General features: G+C 70.7%; 19 protein-coding genes. 12 read left to right on the top strand and 7 right to left on the bottom strand.

Annotated features, from left to right (window positions below; all coding sequences use genetic code 11):
- Window positions 1–60: 60 nt before the first annotated feature.
- A complete protein-coding gene (locus ACFZCP_RS41950; protein ID WP_391441727.1) occupies window positions 61–591 on the bottom strand; it encodes a MepB family protein in 531 nt (176 codons plus the stop codon).
- Between the two features lie 341 nt (window positions 592–932).
- On the opposite strand from ACFZCP_RS41950, the gene ACFZCP_RS41945 reads away from it, so the two are divergent.
- Window positions 933–1,898, top strand: coding sequence for a hypothetical protein (locus ACFZCP_RS41945; protein ID WP_391441725.1), 966 nt, complete (start codon window positions 933–935; stop codon window positions 1,896–1,898).
- A gap of 448 nt (window positions 1,899–2,346) precedes the next feature.
- Entirely contained in the window at window positions 2,347–3,282 is a 936-nt protein-coding gene (locus tag ACFZCP_RS41940) for a LysR family transcriptional regulator (RefSeq protein WP_391441722.1), read from the top strand.
- A 191-nt stretch (window positions 3,283–3,473) separates the two neighbouring features.
- On the opposite strand, the gene ACFZCP_RS41935 is transcribed toward ACFZCP_RS41940, so the two are convergent.
- Window positions 3,474–3,890 carry an SgcJ/EcaC family oxidoreductase gene (locus ACFZCP_RS41935; protein WP_391441716.1) on the bottom strand — a complete coding sequence of 139 codons (417 nt, stop codon included), beginning with the start codon at window positions 3,888–3,890 and terminating at the stop codon, window positions 3,474–3,476.
- Window positions 3,891–4,360: 470 nt separating this feature from the next.
- Between ACFZCP_RS41935 and ACFZCP_RS41930 the strand changes: the two genes are divergently transcribed.
- Window positions 4,361–4,939: a helix-turn-helix domain-containing protein gene (locus ACFZCP_RS41930; protein WP_362695543.1), complete on the top strand. Its 579-nt coding sequence runs from the start codon at window positions 4,361–4,363 to the stop codon at window positions 4,937–4,939.
- A gap of 310 nt (window positions 4,940–5,249) precedes the next feature.
- Window positions 5,250–6,140 (top strand): SDR family NAD(P)-dependent oxidoreductase, encoded by an 891-nt coding sequence (locus ACFZCP_RS41925; protein ID WP_391441708.1) that lies wholly within the window; start codon window positions 5,250–5,252, stop codon window positions 6,138–6,140.
- Window positions 6,141–6,377: 237 nt separating this feature from the next.
- Here the strand turns inward: ACFZCP_RS41925 and ACFZCP_RS41920 are convergent, their stop codons facing one another.
- Both ACFZCP_RS41920 and ACFZCP_RS41915 read right to left on the bottom strand, forming a co-directional pair.
- The gene (locus ACFZCP_RS41920; RefSeq protein ID WP_391441706.1) at window positions 6,378–7,112 is read right to left on the bottom strand and encodes an SDR family NAD(P)-dependent oxidoreductase; all 735 of its coding nucleotides are present in this window, start codon (window positions 7,110–7,112) and stop codon (window positions 6,378–6,380) included.
- Window positions 7,109–7,375 (bottom strand): Atu4866 domain-containing protein, encoded by a 267-nt coding sequence (locus tag ACFZCP_RS41915; RefSeq protein ID WP_391441703.1) that lies wholly within the window; start codon window positions 7,373–7,375, stop codon window positions 7,109–7,111. Before ACFZCP_RS41915 ends, ACFZCP_RS41920 begins: the two co-directional genes overlap by 4 nt.
- Before the next feature lie 153 nt (window positions 7,376–7,528).
- On the opposite strand from ACFZCP_RS41915, the gene ACFZCP_RS41910 reads away from it, so the two are divergent.
- Window positions 7,529–8,368, top strand: a complete 840-nt coding sequence (locus ACFZCP_RS41910; protein ID WP_391441701.1) for a helix-turn-helix domain-containing protein — start codon at window positions 7,529–7,531, stop codon at window positions 8,366–8,368.
- Window positions 8,369–8,392: 24 nt separating this feature from the next.
- Here ACFZCP_RS41910 and ACFZCP_RS41905 read toward each other — a convergent pair whose 3' ends face one another.
- Complete coding sequence (locus ACFZCP_RS41905; RefSeq protein WP_391441697.1) at window positions 8,393–8,989, bottom strand: hypothetical protein; 597 nt, start codon at window positions 8,987–8,989, stop codon at window positions 8,393–8,395.
- A 353-nt stretch (window positions 8,990–9,342) separates the two neighbouring features.
- On the opposite strand from ACFZCP_RS41905, the gene ACFZCP_RS41900 reads away from it, so the two are divergent.
- The 3 genes from ACFZCP_RS41900 (at window position 9,343) to ACFZCP_RS41890 (ending at window position 13,807) form a co-directional block, all read left to right on the top strand.
- Entirely contained in the window at window positions 9,343–9,969 is a 627-nt protein-coding gene (locus ACFZCP_RS41900) for a DUF4232 domain-containing protein (protein ID WP_391441694.1), read from the top strand.
- 471 nt (window positions 9,970–10,440) lie between these two features.
- Window positions 10,441–11,553, top strand: coding sequence for a trypsin-like peptidase domain-containing protein (locus ACFZCP_RS41895; RefSeq protein ID WP_391441692.1), 1,113 nt, complete (start codon window positions 10,441–10,443; stop codon window positions 11,551–11,553).
- Window positions 11,554–11,698: 145 nt separating this feature from the next.
- Window positions 11,699–13,807: a HelD family protein gene (locus ACFZCP_RS41890; RefSeq protein WP_391441690.1), complete on the top strand. Its 2,109-nt coding sequence runs from the start codon at window positions 11,699–11,701 to the stop codon at window positions 13,805–13,807.
- 39 nt (window positions 13,808–13,846) lie between these two features.
- On the opposite strand, the gene ACFZCP_RS41885 is transcribed toward ACFZCP_RS41890, so the two are convergent.
- Window positions 13,847–14,515 carry a methyltransferase domain-containing protein gene (locus tag ACFZCP_RS41885; RefSeq protein ID WP_391441688.1) on the bottom strand — a complete coding sequence of 223 codons (669 nt, stop codon included), beginning with the start codon at window positions 14,513–14,515 and terminating at the stop codon, window positions 13,847–13,849.
- A gap of 274 nt (window positions 14,516–14,789) precedes the next feature.
- Between ACFZCP_RS41885 and ACFZCP_RS41880 the strand changes: the two genes are divergently transcribed.
- From ACFZCP_RS41880 to ACFZCP_RS41865, 4 genes are all read left to right on the top strand, one after another.
- Window positions 14,790–16,403, top strand: a complete 1,614-nt coding sequence (locus ACFZCP_RS41880) for a phospholipase D-like domain-containing protein (RefSeq protein WP_391441684.1) — start codon at window positions 14,790–14,792, stop codon at window positions 16,401–16,403.
- 279 nt (window positions 16,404–16,682) lie between these two features.
- Window positions 16,683–17,117, top strand: coding sequence for a MarR family transcriptional regulator (locus tag ACFZCP_RS41875; protein ID WP_391441681.1), 435 nt, complete (start codon window positions 16,683–16,685; stop codon window positions 17,115–17,117).
- Window positions 17,117–17,548, top strand: coding sequence for a hypothetical protein (locus ACFZCP_RS41870; RefSeq protein WP_391441678.1), 432 nt, complete (start codon window positions 17,117–17,119; stop codon window positions 17,546–17,548). Before ACFZCP_RS41875 ends, ACFZCP_RS41870 begins: the two co-directional genes overlap by 1 nt.
- Window positions 17,549–17,863: 315 nt before the next feature.
- Entirely contained in the window at window positions 17,864–18,283 is a 420-nt protein-coding gene (locus ACFZCP_RS41865; protein ID WP_391441848.1) for a hypothetical protein, read from the top strand.
- Window positions 18,284–18,427: 144 nt separating this feature from the next.
- Here ACFZCP_RS41865 and ACFZCP_RS41860 read toward each other — a convergent pair whose 3' ends face one another.
- Window positions 18,428–18,715 carry a nuclear transport factor 2 family protein gene (locus tag ACFZCP_RS41860; RefSeq protein ID WP_391441677.1) on the bottom strand — a complete coding sequence of 96 codons (288 nt, stop codon included), beginning with the start codon at window positions 18,713–18,715 and terminating at the stop codon, window positions 18,428–18,430.
- Between the last annotated feature and the right edge of the window lie 317 nt (window positions 18,716–19,032).

Here is a 19,032-nt window from a genome sequence, read left to right as displayed (position 1 = left end):
CCTTGGCTCACCCGACCGGAGGGCAACGGCCGACCGGCGGGGCGTGGCCGTAGCGGGTGCCTAGGGGTGGTAGAGAGAGCGGGCGCGCGGCATGTCGGCAGGGCCGTCCTGGCCGAGGCCGAGGCCGAAGAAGTAGTTCACCTGCCAGGCCTGCGTGCTGCGGGCCTGCCGACTGGTCGTGGTCACCCACGGCGGATAGACGCGGAATCCGCGCTTACCGCCGGAGCCGTTGCGGGAGACGACGTCACGCTCGCACAACACCTCGCGCGGGAACACGAACTGTCCGAAGCCGTCGTCGTCGCGGCTGCTGATGACGAAGAGGTCCACCCCGTCGTCGGCGTCGAACGGCCGGATCGGCCCTTCCTCGGACCGCTGCCACACGGTGACGAACTGGCCCACCTTCGTCGGGGTGGTCTTGGCGACGCGGAACCGGACCGAGCGGCCGTCGAGCGTGAACGCGCATGCCGCGTACTCGGCGCTCTCCGGTTCGGGTACCGGCACTGAGCATGCGAAACCGCTCGGGTCGTACACCGACTCCTTGGCGGCGAGCAGGTCACTGTGAAGCCCTGCCCACGGCTGATGCGTCACCATGGTCTCATCCTGCCATCACGCCCGCCCGCGCTGCCGACACCTCCTCTGCCGCCGACGGCGCGACCGCCACCCCTACCCCCCGGTAGAGCTCGGTGCGAGCAACTCAACTCCCGGACGGGACAAGGGTGTCGGCGGTGAACGGAGACCGGCCGGAAATGTCTGGCCCCACGTTCCCGGACAGCTGCCTACCCGCCGAGCCGGACGCCGTGGGGAGGCCGGTATGAGGCAGGTCGTCCAGGCCTCGCCGCCGCTGCCCACCCGCCGAGGTTGCTCCGGACGCGTACGGCATCATGACGGAAACGCAAGGGGCCCCGGCCCCCGTCCCAGTGAGGGGTTCGCCCGTGAGTGCCGTCCCGCCGCCCGAAGGACCCGATGGGGGAGCAGACGAGCAGCCCTCCATATCCGACGAGCAGTGGGCGGCGTTCCTGCGGGAGGCCGCCGAGGGCGATGGCGCTGCCGCGCCGAAGGAGCCGTCGGCGCGGGCGAGGATGGTGGAGCGCAGGCTCCGGGACCGGTTCGAGGCGGAGCAGGCGGAGCCGAAGGCCCGGAAGCCGAAAAGGCGTCCGTTCGGCGAGAGGGCGCGTGCGGCGATCCCCTGGACGGCCGCCGCGGCCGTCGTGCTCGTGGGCGCCTACCAGCAGAACCTGCTTTCGTGGGGCGGTCCGCCCGCGTCGGGCCCGGCGAAGGCCGTGGCGCTGCCGGGAGGCGGAGTCACCGACGGCGATCAGTGCGGAGTCAAGGGCTACCACCACTTCCCGCTCCCGGCCGCCGCCTCCTCTCCTGCGCCGAAGTCCACGGGCGTACCTACCGGCCCGCAGCTCGCCCTCGGCTCCTACGGCTATGCGCAGCTTTCCCCGCGCACCCCCGGACGTTTCACCATCGAGCTGCTCTTCGCACCGGGTCTGAAGGGATCGCTCAAGGTGTCCCGGACCCTGGGCGGGGAGGGAGCCGCGGTGGAGATCGAAGGCCCGCACGGACTGGTCGGCGGCGCCCACGGCCTCCCTGCCACCTGGACTCCCGCCGCGAAGGCCGACGCCGAGGACAAGACACGCATCGAGCTGAACGGCGGTCCCGGCGCCGAGGTCTCACTGCCGGTACAGGCCCTGTGCCCCGGCTATGACGGCAACGCCGTGATGAAGAACCTCCAGGCGCCGATCGACTCCTCGAACACCATCACCGGACAGCCGGCCTACACCCTGACGGTCTCCGTCCGTGATCCGGCCATCGGGGAGCTGCGCACATCGGTCGGCCTTCCAGCAGGCGGCAACCTGCTCAGTGTGAACAACCTGGAGCCCGACGGCCCCTGAGCGTGGAGCCGGCAATCGCCGGTTGCGGGAGTGGGCCGATTGCGGCAGCGGGCACCGTCGCAACCGGCACGGGCAGATTCCGGCGGAAACCCCCGCCACGGGCCGAGTGGTGCCGCGAGGCCGCGCCCACCGCATCCCCCACGCCGGGGAGCGCGGCAACCTCGGTCGGCCCTGCACGCAGCACCCCGATGGTGATCAACGGGAACGCGCCGAAGGCAAGCCACGTGCCGGTCAACCCGGTCCCGTACGCCATCCTGGCCCGTACGCTTCCCAGGCCCCCCGAACTGACGCCCTGGCCGCTGCCCGCTCCTCATGCCCGGCGCCTCTCACTCCTCGCTTCGCACAACCAATTGGCGATCAGCTGCGTCCTGCGAGAGTCATGTACCAGGAATCGGGCAACTGCTGAGCCACCGGCCACAACCAATGGTTGTGGCCATAGAGTGTCGGTATGGACCTCGATACCGTCCGGACCTTCGTCGCCGCTGCCGACGCGGGGCAGTTCCAGGAGGCCGCCGCCGAGCTGGCGGTCACCCAGCAGGCTGTCTCCAAGCGCATCGCCGCACTGGAGCGCCATCTCGGGGTGCGGCTGTTCACCCGCACCGCGCGCGGCGTCGAGCTCACCATCGACGGGCAGGCCTTCCTGTCCCACGCGCGCGAGCTCCTGCGCGTGGCCGAGCGCGCCGTGGCGTCCGTGCGCCCCGACCGCCGTCCGCTACGCGTCGACGTGATCGCCTCGCGCGTCGCGCCGTCGGGCCTGATGCGCGGCTTCCACCGCGCGCACCCCGAGATCGACCTCGACGTGGTGATGCTGTTCGACGTGGAGGCGGCCGTCGCCGCCATCCGGTCCGGCGCGATCGACGCGTCCTTCCGTGCCGTCGCCGCGCCCGGCCGGCCCCTTCCCGAGGACATCGAGTCCGTCCGGGTGCTCGACGAGACGCTCCAACTCCTCACCGGCCCCGCCCACGCGCTGGCGGGCGCCCGGTCGGTGACTCTCGCCCAGCTCGCCGAGCACCGGATCTGGATGCCCGGCATCGTCCCCGGTACCGAGTGGGCCGCCTACTACGACGATCTCGTCGCCGAGTTCGGCCTCACCATCGAGGCGACCGGCCCCAACTTCGGCTCCGACGCGCTCCTCGACACCGTCGCCGACACCCCGGCCCTGGCCACCTTCATGGGTGAGCAGACGCGCCTCGTCTGGCCCGCGGGCCACGGCCTGCGCCGCATCCCGGTGACCGACCCGACGCCGGTCTACCCGCACTCGCTCCTCTGGCACCGCGACAACCCCCACCCGGCGCTGGCCACCCTCCGAGCCCACCTAGCTGCCACGACGGCCGGCCACGACGCCGCCGGGACCTGGGCGCCGGGCTGGGTGATTCCGCACTGAGCGCCGCCACGCCCGCCCCCCCCCGAGTCGCCGGCCGGATCGAGTGATCTCGCCCGGACCCCTGGCCGACCTGGCTCGCCGCCAGCGCGGATGCCTGCGGCTGAAGCGGTCCCGCCAGGCCCCCGGCTGGGCCGAGCCGAAGCCCCCTCGTCCGCGACCGCAGACGAGGGGGCTTCGGACCGAGAGCGGCGTCACCCCATGTTCACGACAGCGGGAGAGTTCTGATAAGCCGCAAGCAGCCACTTGCCGTCCTGCCGGGTGAGTACCCAGGTCGCGATCGCCAGCCGGTCGTCCGGCGCCTCGGCTTCGCCCGGGAAGAGGATGTTCGTCTCGCTGACGACCACGGCGGCGTCGTCGTTGAGGAAGCGGATGTTCAGCACCTTGTTGGTGGTGGTCGAGCCCTTGAGGAAGCTGCTGAAGCCGGCCTCCATGCTCTCGCGGATTTCCTCGCGGGACTTCCGGTAGGACCCGGGCAGGATGGCGCTGGCGTCCTCGGTGTAGTCGGCCACGAACGCGTCGGCGTCGTGTGCGTCCCATGCGTCATAGACGCCCTTGAGCACCGTGAGGATGGCGGTCTCATCCGCCGCATGCGTCTGGTTCGCGGTCAAGGTTTCCCTCGCTTCGTCGTGCTGTGCGGACCGCCGCGGTCTGCGGCGCACCGGGAGTCAAGTGCGGCTCCACGGATACGTACCGGCGGCAGGGCCGGAACTCATCGCTGCCCGGGGAGACTTTTCCGGAGGGCGGCGGCAGCGCCCGGACCAGCGCCGATGCGTTTCGAGCTCCTCCGGACCAGGATCCTCACCCGGTCATGAGCGTCACGGAACCGCGGACGGCGCCGTTTGCAGGATCTCCGTCAGCGGCACAGTGCCGGCCCGGCAGGTCGTCATGCGGGTGGTCATGTCGCTGGTCGTGTGGGTGGTGCTTCGGTACTGCCGCCCGCGGTGGTCGGTTGCCCGGCCGGCGGGCCGGGGCATGAAGTGCGCGACCTCCGGCCCGGGGGCGTCAGGCCCGCGACCCCCGGCACGGGCACTGGCGCCCGTGACCTCGAGCCCTGGTCGGCGCCCTTTATGCTGGGCCTGTGACACCGAGGAGCGATCAGGGGCCGGCGCTGCGGGCGGACGCCGCGCGCAACCGCGCCCGGGTGTTGCAGGTCGCCCGCGAACAATTGGCCACCGGTGACGACTCGCTCCAGCTGAACGCCATCGCCCGGCTCGCCGGCGTCGGCGTGGGAACCGTGTACCGGCACTTCCCCAACCGCCATGCGCTGCGCGAGGCACTGTCGGCCGAGCGCTTCCAGGAACTGGTCGACGAGGCCCAGGCCGCGGCTGCCGACGAGGATGCCCTGGCGGGCCTGCACCGCCTGCTGCGGTTCGCTCTCATGCACGCGCTGGACGACACCGGGTTCGCCGCCGTACTCGAATCCGCCAGCGACACGGATGCGCAGACCTCGGCGCTGAAGGCCGAGCTCGACGGGACCGTGGCGCACTTGCTCGACCGCGCCCGCCGGACGGGCGTCATCCGACGTGACGTCGAGGCCGACGACATGCGCCGCCTGCTCTGTGGCGTCGAGCACGCCGTGCGCTCCGGTGACAGCGACCCGGCACGCATCGCGATCTACCTCGACGTCCTCCTCGAAGGACTGCGCCCCCGCCGCTGAACTCGGCCCGGCAGACCTGCACGAGCGACGCCGGTCGTTCACGTCCTCACTCCTCACTCCTCACTCCTCACTGCTCACTGCTCACTGCTCACCTGCTCACTTCCTCACGCTCACGCCTGCGCCTCCACGCACCCTGACGTCCTCACCGCCTGACGTCCTTGCCCGCCCCCCTCGTCTCGCGTCGTTTCGCCCGTCGGTAAGCGGACAGCTAACCGGATGGCTATCCGCTTGTGTTAGCGTTCCCTCGCCGAATCGGATAGCTATCCGGTTGTGGCGAGACGGAATGACGGACCGACGAAGGGCAGACGTTATGGAGCAGCGGGCGGTAGTGACGGCCGGGACCGGAGGGATCGGCCTGGAGACCGCGATGGGGCTGGCGGCGCACGGCCTCGCCGTCACCGTGGTGGGCCGGGACGCCGAGCGCGGCGCCCGCGCGGTCGAGCGCATCGCCGCGGTCGCGACCGGGGGCGGACCGCGGTTCGTGTCGGCCGACCTCGCGTCGCTCGGCAACGTCCGGGCGCTCGCCGCGCAGCTGGCGGCCGAAGGACCGCTGACGGTTCTGGTCAACAACGTGGGCGCCATGTTCGCGGACCGTCAGCAGACCGTCGACGGGATCGAGGCGACGTTCGCCGTCAACCACCTCTCGCCGTACCTGCTGACCGAGCTGCTGCTCGACCAGCTCCGGGAGGGTGCACCGAGCCGGATCGTGAACGTCAGCTCCGGGGCGATCCGGGTCGCCAAGCGCACCTTCGACGCCGTCGAACCCCCGGGCGGCTACTACGGCTTCCACTGGTACGGCCGGGCCAAGCTCGCCAACCTCGTCTACACCCTGGACCTGGCAGATCGCCTGCGTGACAGCGGGGTCGCTGTCATCGCGGCCGACCCCGGCGGCGCCGCGACCGACATGACCAACGGCACCATGACCTCACCGAAGATCGTCTCCCCGGCGCTTCGCCTGCTGTGGCCGCTGGTCCGGCGCACCTTCGAACGGTCCACCGCCGGCCCCGCCTCCGTGGCCGCCCGGTCGTCCGTGGTCGCCGCCACCGACTCCTCACTCGACGGGCAGACCGGGGTGCTCATCGGTCCCGAGGCCCGTCCCGTGCCCGTCTTCCGTGGAAGCACCGACCCCGGGACCCTCAGCGACGTGCTCAGGCTCAGTCGGCGGCTGGCACCGCTGGGAGAGGAGCGGACAACCGTCTGAGCCGCGCCCCCGCGCCGGCCAAGTCTCGGGGCGGCGGGCTCGCCTTCCCAGCAGGGGGCGAGCCCGCGCAGGACTGCCAGGATCTCCAAGTCCTGGGCGCCCGTAGGAGATTGCGCCGCCGCCCCCGGCGATGTCCTGAGGCCTTGCCATCGGGGGGCATCAGCCGTCCGGCCGGGGCATCCCGGTTGTGCGCAAGGCGCGGCGTGTCTGTGCCTGCGCCTGTGCCTTTCGCACCGGCTACTGGGCGCTTGCCGCGGGCCGGACGACGACTTCATTGACGTCGACCTGCGCGGGCTGGGAAACGGCGTACGCGATGGCCTCTGCGATGGCGGAGGCGGGCAGTGCCACGGCGCGGTAGGCCTTCATGGCCTCGCGGGCGGCCGGGTCGGAGATGCTGTCGGCGAGTTCGGACTCGGTCACGCCGGGGGAGACGAGAGTGACCCGGACGGTGCCGTCGGATTCCTGGCGCAGTCCTTCGGAGATCGCCCGGACGGCGAACTTCGTGGCGCAGTACACCGCGGCGGTGGGGGAGACCTCGTACGCGCCCACCGAGGCGATGTTCACGAAGTGCCCGCTGCCCTGAGCCCGCATCACAGGCAGCGCCGCGGCGATCCCGTGCAGGACTCCCCGCACGTTCACGTCGATCATGCGGTCCCACTCCTCGGTCCTGAGCGCCTCCAGCGGAGAGAGCGGCATCACTCCGGCGTTGTTGACCATCACGTCCAGGCGGCCGTTGCGCTCGCGGACGGCAGACACAAAAGCCCGCACGTCGTCGGCGTCCGTGACATCCAGCCGCTGGAAGTCGGCCGTGCCGCCGGCGGCAGTGAGCTCGGCGGTCAACTCCTCGAGGCGATCGGTGCGCCGGGCACCGAGGAAGAGCCGGTGGCCGTCGGCGGCGAGCCGACGGGCTGTCGCCTCGCCGATCCCGCTGCTCGCCCCGGTGATCGCCACGACCTTCGCGGTGTTCGTCATGCCTGCTGTCCTTCCCGGTGGAGCACGAGGTGTTCGTGATGGAGCACCCCGTCGCGGATGTCGCCGGTCGCGGTGAACCCGGTGTCGTCGACGTAGTCGATATGGGTCCCCGTCACCGTGTAGGGGCCCGTGTATGCACTGGGGCGGTCACCGCGGGCCTCGTCGTAACGGCCGTCCGCCCGCAGCTCCTGGCGTATGTGACCGTCCGCGGTCTCCCACATACCGACCACGTCGGCGTGGCCTTCCTCCGCCTGTCCCGTCATGCCGCACGCTCCTTCTCGACTGCTGCCCTCTGTGCTGCGGGTCGGTCCCGCGACACCGAGTCTGCGCAGGTCCCGGGCATCCCTCCAGGGCGTGTGCTGCCTGGGTGCGGTGCACCCAGGCAGCACCGCTCCCCAGCGGCCTAGCCTGGATGCATGATCGACAACCACCTGGGAGAGTTCCTGCGCGCACGCAGGGCGGGCCTGCAGCCGCAGGACGTCGGCATCGCGAGCCACGGCGTACGCAAGGTGAGCGGGCTGCGCCGCGAAGAGGTCGCCGTCCTGGCCGGGATGAACGCGGACTACTACACCCGCCTGGAACAGGGACGCGAACGCCACCCCTCGGCCCAGGTCCTCGACGCACTCGGCCGCGCCCTGCGCCTGGACCCCGACGCCCTCGCCCACCTGCACCAGCTGGCCGGCACGGCACCGGGCACCCGGTCCACCCACACCACGGACCAGGTCTCCGCGGCCCTGCGCCGGCTGATGGACGCACATGCCGACACACCCGCCTACGTCATCAACCCGGCCCTCGACATCCTCGCCGCCAACCACCTGGCCCAGGCCCTGCACTCACCCTTCCAAGCGGCGGACAACCTGGCTCGCATGACCTTCCTCGACCCGGCCGGCCGGCAGTTCTACACACGGTGGAACGGGACCGCCCAGGCCGTCGTCGGGCACCTGCGCCAGGCAGCGGGCCTCGACCCGAACGCCCCGCGCCTGCTCGAACTCGTCCGCTCCCTCACCGAGCACAGCGTGGACTTCACCCGCCTGTGGAACACCCACGCCGTGCGCGGCAAGACCCAGGACGCCAAACACTTCCGTCACCCCGACGTCGGCCCGGTGACCCTCACCTACCAGGCCTTCGACGTACGCGACGCCCCGGGCCAGCAACTCGTCGTCTACCAGGCCGACCCCGGCAGCCCCAGCGCCCAGGCCCTGGCCCTGCTCGGCTCCATCCACGCCTCGACCCCGAAATCCGCCCGCTGGAGCTGAACGGCTTGCGTGTGTCAGCTGCCTTCAACTGCTTGCGGCGGCAGTGGGGCGGGTCCAGAGGGTGATGTCGCTGCTCGTGGCGACCGCCAGGGTGCGACCGGACGGTGAGAAGCCCGCGGTCCGCAGCTCCGAGTAGTTGGAGTCGAAGATGTGCCACCAGTGCTCGCCATGCGGTCCTCTGTGGGGCATTCCTCCGCCCCGGGAGAGCAGAACCCGGTGGTGCGGCCACTCGGGGCTGACGACGTCCAGGCTCCAGCCGTCGCCCGACGTGGTGTGGAGGCCGCCCCCGAAAAGTCCGGCGATGCTTACCGGGGTCCCGGCGATCGGCCCGAGACCGGGACACGAGAGAACGCGCACCCCGTCCGGGGTGCAGTCGTCGGCATCGGGGTCGCGGTCCCTGGCCATCCGCTCGCCGGTGACGGCGTCGAAGAGTCCGTGCCCCTGGGACGAGACCACCATGACCAGGTCGTGGCCGGTGTCGGGAGCGACGGCGAATCCGATGCCCTGGAGGCCGCCGATGGGTGTCCGTCCCTTCAGGACCGGCTCCCAGGGGGCGGGCGGGGCAGTCTCCGGGACGGAGAGGAACCGGTGTCGCAATTGCTGCTGGTACTCCGAGATCAACGTGCTTCCTTGCGTTCAGAGGGTTCCCTGGCCGGCTCCGGGCTCGGCCGGATTCCGGGCCGGATCGTCCTGAAAGTATCCTGCGCGATCTTGAGGGCTCCGTGCGGCTCCGCCTCCCCCCTCGAACCGCTTTCCGCGTGGATGCGGGCTTCCCCTTGCAGCTCAGCTGATGTTCGGCGCCGGTGAGCCGTGCGGGCTCGGCCCCGCGACCGAGTCCGCACGGCCGACACCGGCACGGACAACGACGACCGCACAGCGGAACCTCTTCGGGCAGCCATGCATCTCACTGTCCGGAAAGGCAGAAGCGGCGGCACTCGGCCCTCGCAGGGGGTGTCTTCACCTGGGGGATACGCATGGCAAGCCGGACAGCAGCAGTCTCCGTGGTCGGTCTGGCGATGCTTCTGGCCGCCACCGCCTGCGGGCGGAACGAGACCGTCTCCACCCAGCCGGTCCCGGGAGCGTCAGGGACGACCGCTCCCACCGCGGGCGCCACTGGGCCGAGCGCGTCCGCGTCCCCTTCGGGGTCGTCCCGGGCCACGGGGACCACCGCGTGCACGACGAAGCACCTGCGCTGGACACTGACGCGTGCGGACAGCAGGTCGCACGGGGCACCGACGGCCCTGCTCAGCGCCAGGAACACCGGCTCCCGGCCGTGCGCCTTCGACGGTTATCCGGAACTCGACGTGTACGTGGGCAAGGGGCCCAGCGTCTCGTCGACGCCGAAGAGTACAAAGCCGGTCCGGGTGGTGCTGAACGGAGCCCGTGCCGTCGAGTTCCCGGTCTTCTACGTTCCGACCGCCACCCAGCACGGGAGCTGCTTCATTCCGGGGCGCGACAGCCCCCGTATCTCCGTGCGTCCACCGCACGCCGCTGCTCGTGACTACGGCGCCTTCGTGCGGCTGACCGACGCCGGCGGCCGCCGTCTGCGGGCACAGGTGTGCGGGACCACCATGCAGCTGGGTTCGCCCCGTCCGCGCTAGGCGCCGTGTCTATTTATCGTGTGCATGCCCATCGGTCCGTGTCATCATGGCGGCTGCGACCGCTGATCACGGTCGACCGGAAACCGCCTCTTGCAGGCACGGGGGAAACACAACGGGGGGCGCTCTTATGTGCGGTGAGCGTGCGCAGTGAGCTGTACGCGGGCGTCTGTGCCTGCCCGCAGTACGTCCATGCCTGCCCGCAGTACGGAAGCGCCGTGCCGTCTCGCGCGGTGCGCGGGCCTGTGGTGTGCGCGCCTGCGGCGCTTCCTGCCGCAGGCGGACAGCGGGACATCACCCGCAGTGCCGCCTAGCAGCGAATCGCCGTGCGCAGCGACGAGGACCACGCCGACCGGAGTCTTCGACCTGCCGGCCGCCGACCGCGCGGCCCACGACACCACGGTCACCGACCGCACAGTCGTCGGCCGCGCGGTCGGCGCCCCACCGTGCCTGCCTGACCTGGAGAAAGCCATCTTGCACAAGAAGCGAATACGCCTCGGGGCCGTGGGCGTGCTGAGCACCACCGTGATGCTGGGCAGCACCGCGGCAGCCCAGGGCACCACACAGCCCCCGGCCGCCGAAGACCCGGCGCCGCCCACGCCCGCAAAGCCGCTCGGGGCCGTGTCCGAACCGGGCACGTCGGCGTCCGCCACCCGGTCGCCGTCCGCCGACGGCAACTGGACGGTCGAGAAGGCCGTCCGGTTCTGGACGCCTGAGCGCATGGCCTCGGCCACCGACTCCTCGGGCCGCGTGGCCCAGCCGAAGGGCTGGACGGCTCCGCGGACGAACGCTCTCACCGGCACCGCCCTCACCGGTCAGCACTTCGCCGGTATCAAGTCCGTGGGCATGCTCTTCCACACGGACAGAGGGATGCGGGCCCACTACTGCTCGGCCAGTGTGGTGCGCAGTTCGGGGCACAACCTCATCCTCACCGCCGGACACTGTCTCGGCAGCAACGCCGCGTTCGTTCCCAAGTACGACCACACCAAGTCGGCGGCGAAGCAGCCGTACGGGATCTGGCCGGTCAAGGAGTGGTTCCGCGACAAGCGGTACGCATCCGACAAGAGTGTCAACTCCGACCTCGACTTCGCCTTCGCCAGCATGAAGCCCAATGGCAGCCGCAAGCTCCAGGACGTCGTCGGCGCCAACTCCCTGGCCCGTACGCCCGGCTTCGCGAACAAGGTGACGGTCATCGGCTACCCGTCGATCGGGCACAACCCCCAGGACCAGGCGTTCCGTTGCCCCGACGTACGGACGAAGGCACTGCGGTCCTACAACCAGATGCAGATCGACTGCGGCGGCATGTGGGGCGGGGTCTCCGGAGGGCCGTGGTTCTCCAAGTTCGACGCCTCGGGCAACACCGGCCAGATCATCGGCAACGTGGGCGGCTTCAACGGGGGCGGACCCGATGTGAATCCCCGTGACCCGCTCTACAACCGGATCACCTACAGCCCGCTCCACGGAGACCGCTTCTTCCAGCTCTACACCGACGCCCAGAAGGGCCTCCACACCGACCACGGCCCCTACCACCAACCCCCTCTGCCCGTCACGACGGGCACGGTGCGCCCCGGAGGCGCGCGGCGCTGAAAACCGCCGGTCCGTGGTGAGAGCGCAGACACCCGCCGGCCGGTACCCCGTCCGGGCCGGCGGCTGACGCACACAAGTAAGTCAAGCCTTACTTTCTCGGAATTTTGCCTGCATAGTGGGGGCGGTTTGCGAGAGGGGCGAAGTGTTGTCAGTGGTCAAGAGCGGTGCCGCACGCCAGGTCGAGGCGGAGCAGGAGCATGTGTCCGCGACGTACGCCCTGCTGGACGAACGGCTTGCGGACGCGCGGGCGCAGCTGGCAGGCGTGCTGAAGGCGCCGGCCGACGGTCCCACGGAGAGGTATGCGCGAGAGGTGGAGGCCGGGCGCCTGACGGGCCTGCTGCGCCGGCTGGAGGGGGCTGAGCAGGGACTGGTCTTCGGCCGGGTCGACAGGGGCGACGGAACAGCGCTGCACGTCGGCCGACTCGGGCTGCGCCCGGACGACGGCGACCTGCCGCTGCTGGTGGACTGGCGCGCGGACGCGGCACGGTCCTTCTACGCGGCGACACCGCTGCATCCGATGGGTCTGCGACGCCGTCGTCACCTGCGCGTCCAGGATCGTGTGGTGCACGCGGTCAGCGACGAGCTCCTCGACGGCTGTGCCCCTGGCGACGACGACGTGGTGGGCGACAGCCCGCTGGTGCAAGCGCTGGAGGCGGGGCGCACGGGACGCATGGGCGCGGCGGTCTCCACCTTGCAGGCGGAGCAGGACGCCGTCGTGCGGTCGGCGCACCGGGGAGTGACGGTCGTCCAGGGCGGTCCCGGTACGGGCAAGACCGTGGTGGCGCTGCACCGGGCGGCGTACGTGCTGTACGCGTTTGCGCGGGCCGCCGAGAACGGCATCCTCATCCTCGGGCCGAACACGCGCTTCCTCGACTACGTCTCCGCCGTGCTTCCCTCGCTCGGGGAGAACGACGCGGTCCTTGCGACCTGCCAGGAGCTGGCCGGAGTGCGGCCGGCCCACAGGGAGCCGTTCGACTCGGCACGCCTGAAGGGCGACCTCGTCATGGCGGACGCGCTGGCGGGGCTCGTGCGTTCCCTGCAGGCGCCCGGCGGTGACTTCGCGGTACGGGTGGGCCAGGAACTGATCCGCCTGCCGGACGGCGCCGTGGCCCGGGCGCGGGACGCGGCCGTGGCCGGCGGGTTGCCGCACAACCAGGCCCGGGAGCTGTTCAAGGAGCACCTGATCGATGCGGTCACCTCACAGCTGCAACGCACGATGGCCGAGGCCTTGACGCGCATCGACGCCGAGGCGTCGCAGAGCACCGGGATGGACCTCGACGAGGCCGTCGCGGCGGATCTGCTCGCCCTCGGGCTGGACGGCACACCACCCGCGGATCCGGCCGAGGACTTCGACGCGGAAGCGACACGGGCGGCGCTGCTGGAGGATGCCCGGGCCGACCGGGCCGTGGAGGTCCTGTGGCCCCGCCTCGCCCCCGAGCAGCTCGTACGGATGCTCCTGACCGACCCCAGCCTTCGGGGGACGCATCTGCCGGCCCTCACTGCCGGGGAACGTTCCCGATTGCTGGACGCCCCCGGCACCGGATGGAGCGGGGCGGACGCGGCACTGCTGGACGAGGCGGCGGCACTGGTCGACGGACCGCCGGACCGCGTCTTCGGCCACGTGGTCGTCGACGAGGCGCAGGATCTCACTGCCATGCAGTGGCGCATGGTCCTACGGCGCTGCCCGGCGAGGTCGATGACGTTGGTGGGTGACTTCGCCCAGGCAGGATCCGCGCCCACCGCACGCGACTGGCACGAGGCGCTCGGCCCGCACCTGGGCACCCGATTCAGCGTCCACACCCTGACCGTCAACTACCGCACCACGGAAGAGATCCTGAACCACACCCAGGACCTCCGCGCGCGCATCGCCCCCGGCCGGACCGCGAGCCGGTCGATCCGCCACGGCGAGATCCCCCGCCACCTCACGGCGGGCGCCGACACACTGACCGCAGACATCGTGCGCGAGCTCCAGACCCTGACCGCGGCGTACCCCGACGAACTGTGTGCCGTGATCTGCCCGGACGCGAGAATCCCCGGACTGGCCACGACCGCGATCACCGACCTGGCACGGCTGATCCCCGCCTCCGAGAGCCGAGGCCTGGAGTTCGACTCCGTGATCGTCGTCCTGCCCGACGAGATCGCCACGGCCACACCCAGCAGCGAAAGGGACCTGTACGTCGCCCTCACCCGCGCCACCAAGAGGCTGCGCACCATCAGCGTCCGGGCGGCATGGCGGCCGCCGATGCCTGGGTAGGTCTGCCCGGGCCAGTCTGCCCGGGTGAGTCCGCCTGGGTCAGCACGGCGGGGTCTGCGCCGTCACGATGAGCGTGCCGGCTGCGCCCGGCTCGGGGCTGGGGTGCACCCGGGCGTGGACGGCGGTGAAACCGTGACGCTCGAGGATGCCGGTCCACTGCTCGGCGCTGTACTGCCAGCGGTGCACGCTCAGTTCGCTCTCGCGGCCCTCCAGCCACTTGCCGCCCATGCGCTGAGCCCCGTACCGGCCGGTGACAGGCTCGCGGTGCGAGAAGGCAAAGGTGCCGGCAGGGGCGAGGCGGCGGACGACGCGGGGGAACAGTTCGTCGGGGTCGGTGAACCAGACCGCGCCCCACGACGAGTAGATCGCGTCGAACTCTCTTGGGCAGCCGTCCAGATAGGAACACACCTCGTCGTGCACGAAGGTCAGGTCGGGCAGATGGGACCAGAACCGGCGGGCGCGTTCGACCTGGACGGCGGAGAAGTCGACGGCGGTGACGTCACAGCCGTGGCCGGCCAGGTAGGCGGCGTTCTCGCCCTCGGCCGGGCCCAGGTCCAGGACGGTGGCGGGAGAGCGGAGCAGTTCCGCGCCCGGACCGCCGTCGTCCAGGCCGGTCCAGTCGAACCGGGCTGCTGCGGGCCGCTCCTGGACCCGGGGCCGGTACTTGTCCCAGTACTCGGCGGCGGTGGTGGGCGCTGTGCCGGACAAGAGGGCCTCCGAAGCCGTACATGTCGGGTGAGTCATGAGTGTCGGGAGCCATGACTATCGGGAGTCATGATTGTCGGTAGCCATGAGTGTCAGGAGCTGTGGTGTCGGGAGCCGTGATGTCGGGATCCTTGCGGGTCAACCGCCGGCTTTTCAAGAGGCTATGACGGGGTGTGAGTGGGCGGAATCCGGCCAGGTGGGGGCCTGTCCGCGCACCGGAGTACCACTGAGGAACCAGGTGGCCGAGAAGACCTCTACTAGCTGGTAACTTCACTGGATGATCCTTTCGTTGCGCCTCAACCGGCCCGTGCGCGCCGCGCTGATATCCGCCCTCGCCCTGGCCGCAATGCCCGCTGCACCCGCGACCGCCGACGACGGCTCGACCCCCCATCTCGACGCCGTGGAGCGGACCTTGCGCGAGGTCTCGCCCGGCCTCGAAGGGGACGTGTGGGAGCGCACGAGCGGCAACAGGCTCGACGCGCAGGGCGACGACCCCTCCGGCTGGCTGCTCCAGACCCCCGGCTGCTGGGGCGACGCCGACTGCAAGGACCGCGCAGGCACCAGGCGACTGCTGGCCAAGATGACCGAGAACATCTCGCGGGCGACGCGGACCGTCGACATCTCCAGCCTCGCGCCCTTCCCGGACGGCGCCTTCCAGGACGCCATCGTCGCGGGCCTGAAGTCCGCCGTGGCCTCCGGTCATCAGCTCAAGGTCCGGGTTCTCGTCGGGGCCGCGCCCCTCTACCACATGAACGTGCTGCCCTCGAAGTACCGGGACGACCTGCTCGGCAAGCTCGGCCCGGCGGCCGACGCGATCACGCTCGACGTCGCCTCGATGACCACGTCGAAGACCGCCTTCTCCTGGAACCACTCCAAGCTCCTGGTCGTCGACGGGGAGACCGCGGTCACGGGCGGCATCAACAACTGGAAGGGCGACTACCTCGACACGACCCACCCGGTCACCGACGTCGACCTCGCCCTGACCGGCCCCGCCGCCGGCACGGCCGGACGGTACCTGGACCGGCTGTGGGCGTGGACGTGCACCAACAAGAGCAACATCGCCAGCGTCTGGTACGCAGCCTCGCGCGGAGCGGACTGCATGGCCGCCATGGAGCGGGACACCAACCCCCGTGCCGTCCCGGCCACCGGCGACGTACCGGTGATCGCCGTCGGAGGCCTCGGCGTGGGCATCGAGGACTCCGACCCCGCCTCCTCCTGGCATCCGTCCCTGCCGGACACGTCCGCCACCCGGTGCGTGGTCGGACTGCACGACAACACCAACGGGGACCGCGACTACGACACGGTCAACCCCGAGGAGAGCGCGCTGCGTTCACTGATCTCCAGTGCGTCCAAGCACATCGAGATCTCGCAGCAGGACCTCAACGCGACCTGCCCGCCGCTGCCCCGCTACGACACCCGCGTCTACGACGCCCTCGCCGCCAAGCTCGCCTCCGGCGTCAAGGTGCGCATCGTCGTCAGCGACCCGGCCAACCGCGGGGCCGTCGGCAGCGGAGGCTACTCGCAGATCAAGTCCCTCTCCGAGATCAGCGACGCGCTGCGCAGCCGGCTCGCCCGGGTCACCGGGGACGAAGGCAGCGCCAAGGCGGCGCTCTGCTCCAACCTCCAGCTCGCGGCCTTCCGCAGCTCCTCCAGCGCGAAGTGGGCCGACGGACATCCCTATGCCCAGCACCACAAGCTGGTCTCGGTGGACGGCTCCGCGTTCTACATCGGCTCGAAGAACCTCTACCCGGCGTGGTTGCAGGACTTCGGGTACATCGTGGAGAGCCCCGGCGCCGCCCGGCAGCTCGACGCCCAGCTGCTGAGCCCGCAGTGGGTCAACTCCAAGGCCTCCGCCACGGTCGACTACGAGCGGGGGCTCTGCGAGATCTGAAGCCCGGCAGATCTGGAGTCCGGCAGACCTGTTGCCCGGCGGATCTGAAGTCGGCCGGATCTGAAGTCCGGCCGTCCGCGGGGGAGCCCGCGGGCAGGCGGTGCCGTGACCGTCAGAGGTCGTCCCCCTGGCCAGCGGTTTGTTCCTCGGCTTCCTCATGGGACGTGGTGCGGTACCTGCCGTTGGGCGGCTCACCCCCCGAACGGCAGGTACGGCAGGTACGGCGGGTCACCCGGCCGCCTTGCCGAGGATTACTACGATCTCGTAGTATCCGAAATCGTGAAGTCCGAATCCGTAGTACCTGAACGGTCGGTGCTGCTGACCCTGCAGCGCGCGACCCATGCCACCCTGCAACTGATAGCCGCCGAACTCGTCGATCTCGACCTGACCGCCTCCGAGATCAACGCACTGGCCAACCTGGCCGACGGCCAGGGCCGCACCGTCTCCCAGCTGGGAGCCGCCGTCGGCAGTCGCCCCACCACGCTCACCAGCGTCCTGGACCGGTTGGAGCGACGCGGACACATCACCCGCGGTACGCGCGCCGGTGACCGCCGCTCGGTACTCATCGAGCTCACCGAGTCCGGGCGTGCGACGGCAGCCCTGATCAGACAGGCGCTGGCCGATCTGGAAAACCGCGCGCTGGCCGGCCTGAGTGCCGAGGCGGTCGCCGGCTTCCACGCCGTTATGGACGCGCTGATCGAGGAGGGCGCGTGATGGACGAGGTGCACGGCACGCCGGAGGGATCTCCCCTGTTCGCAGAGCTGATGGCAGAGGTGATGGCCGCTGCCGAGCGGTTCGGGCACCGCCAGCACATCCACCTGACCTGGCTGGCCGTCCGGCGCTATGGAACCGACGCTGCCGTGGAGCTGGTCAGCGACGGTATCCGGCGCACCGCTCGTTACGCAGGGGCCCCGCAGAAGTACAACTCCACCGTCAGCCGGGCCTGGGTCGAGCTGGTGGGCCACCATGAGGGCGAGTCGGACGCCGCCGACTTCGACGCTTTCGCCGACCGGCACCCCGCCCTCCTCGACAAGACACTGCTCACTCGCTTCTACCGCCCCTCGACGCTGGCCGGCGTCCCGGCCAGGACCGGCTGGGTCGAGCCCGACCGTGCCCCCTTTCCTTGGCAGCACACCGTCCGGTGACGCTGAGCCGGACCGTGCAGCAGCAGCGGTCCCGCGGCAAGCCGCCGCGTGACCCGAAGAACGCCGGCCGGTGGTGACCGAGGTGAGCGAGCCGCTTGCCAGTGGGAACCGTCGGGCAGGGCGTGCGCCTCGGGGTTGAGTCGAGCCCACCGGGCACCGGTTACTCGGAGCCGCTCGGCTGTTACAAGACGGCGACACAGCGCCGATAAACGCCCGCCTCTTTCGTGACGTCGTTTCTAGTGACTGCGCCAATCGACACGTAGGTCGCCTTTAGCGCGAAAAGCTGTTCTCACCTCAGAAAGGGACAGATCTGTGATGGTCTCGAAGCGGCACTCCCTGCGCACAGTCGTCGTCGGCGCCCTCGCCGCGGCCTCCCTCGCCCTCGCGGGAACCGCGATGGCGGCCACCCCGGCCGCACACAGCACGTCTCCCGTCGTCGTCGCGCACAAGGCCCAGGCCCCCAAGGCCGGCATCACGGCGACGCCGTCGGCGACCTCCGTCCGCGCCTGGCAGTTGTTCCGGGTGACGGGCCAGAGCACCGGCCTCAAGGCGGGCAGCAAGGTGACCCTTCAGCAGAAGCAGCACGGCAAGTGGGTGAGCCTGCCCGCGTCAGCGCCCATCTCGCGCAACGGCTCCTACTCGCTGGGCGTCAAGCTCGGCCTGAAGGGCAAGAACGACCTGCGCATCGTCAGCGGCACCACGGCTTCGCCGGTCTTCAGCGTGACGGTCCGCTGAGTCGTGCCGCCACGGCGGTCCGGCCGACCGCCACTTCCACTGCCACCGGGGCGATCTCGCCCGCTCCGGTGGCATCGCTGTCCGTACGGTTTCTTGGGGCCACCGGCCCGCCCGTCAGGGGTGCCTGCCCCGCGGACGGCTCGTTCAGGACTGGGCGGGACTGTCGAGGCGTTCCGTCGGCCCACCGTAAGGCAGAACGAGGGTCCGGCTCGCCAGCAGCCAGATGCCGTCGACTCTGCGGAAAGTGTCCTCGTAGTGGCCGATGTTGGCCGGCAGGCGGGGTGCCACCAGCGAGCCCTCGGTGTAACCGTCCACGTGGTACGTCGCGAAGCAGGTCGTCGCTCTGGCGGTGTCCGGCGAGTCGACCGTCACCAGGCGGCCCTGCCCCGTTGTGTGCCGCGCTCTTCGGTGGCAGGACCGGTCGCATCTCATCGACGTCTTCCGGCTCTCCGAATGCCGAGTGCTGTGCGCATCCATCGGCGTGGGGCAGGTTGTTACCGCTTCCGCTTCCGCTTCCGTTCCGGTTCCTGTTCCCGCTTCGGCTTCCGCTTCCGAAGGCTGGCGGGTTCTGGTCACCGACACGGGGGACTTGTTGCCGACCGCCCTCGTCACAGCCGCGGGTGTCCGAAGCCGCGGCAGGCCGAGGAAGGCTGGCCAGGTGTGTCAGTAGGCGGAGTTGACGTTGTCGATGGAGCCGTAGCGGTGGGCGGCGTAGTTGGCTGCGGCGGTGATGTTGGCGACGGGGTCGG

The sequence above is a fragment of the Streptomyces sp. NPDC007971 genome, assembly GCF_042958635.1.
Classification (GTDB): domain Bacteria; phylum Actinomycetota; class Actinomycetes; order Streptomycetales; family Streptomycetaceae; genus Streptomyces.
This window is presented reverse-complemented; position numbering and strand designations above follow the sequence as displayed.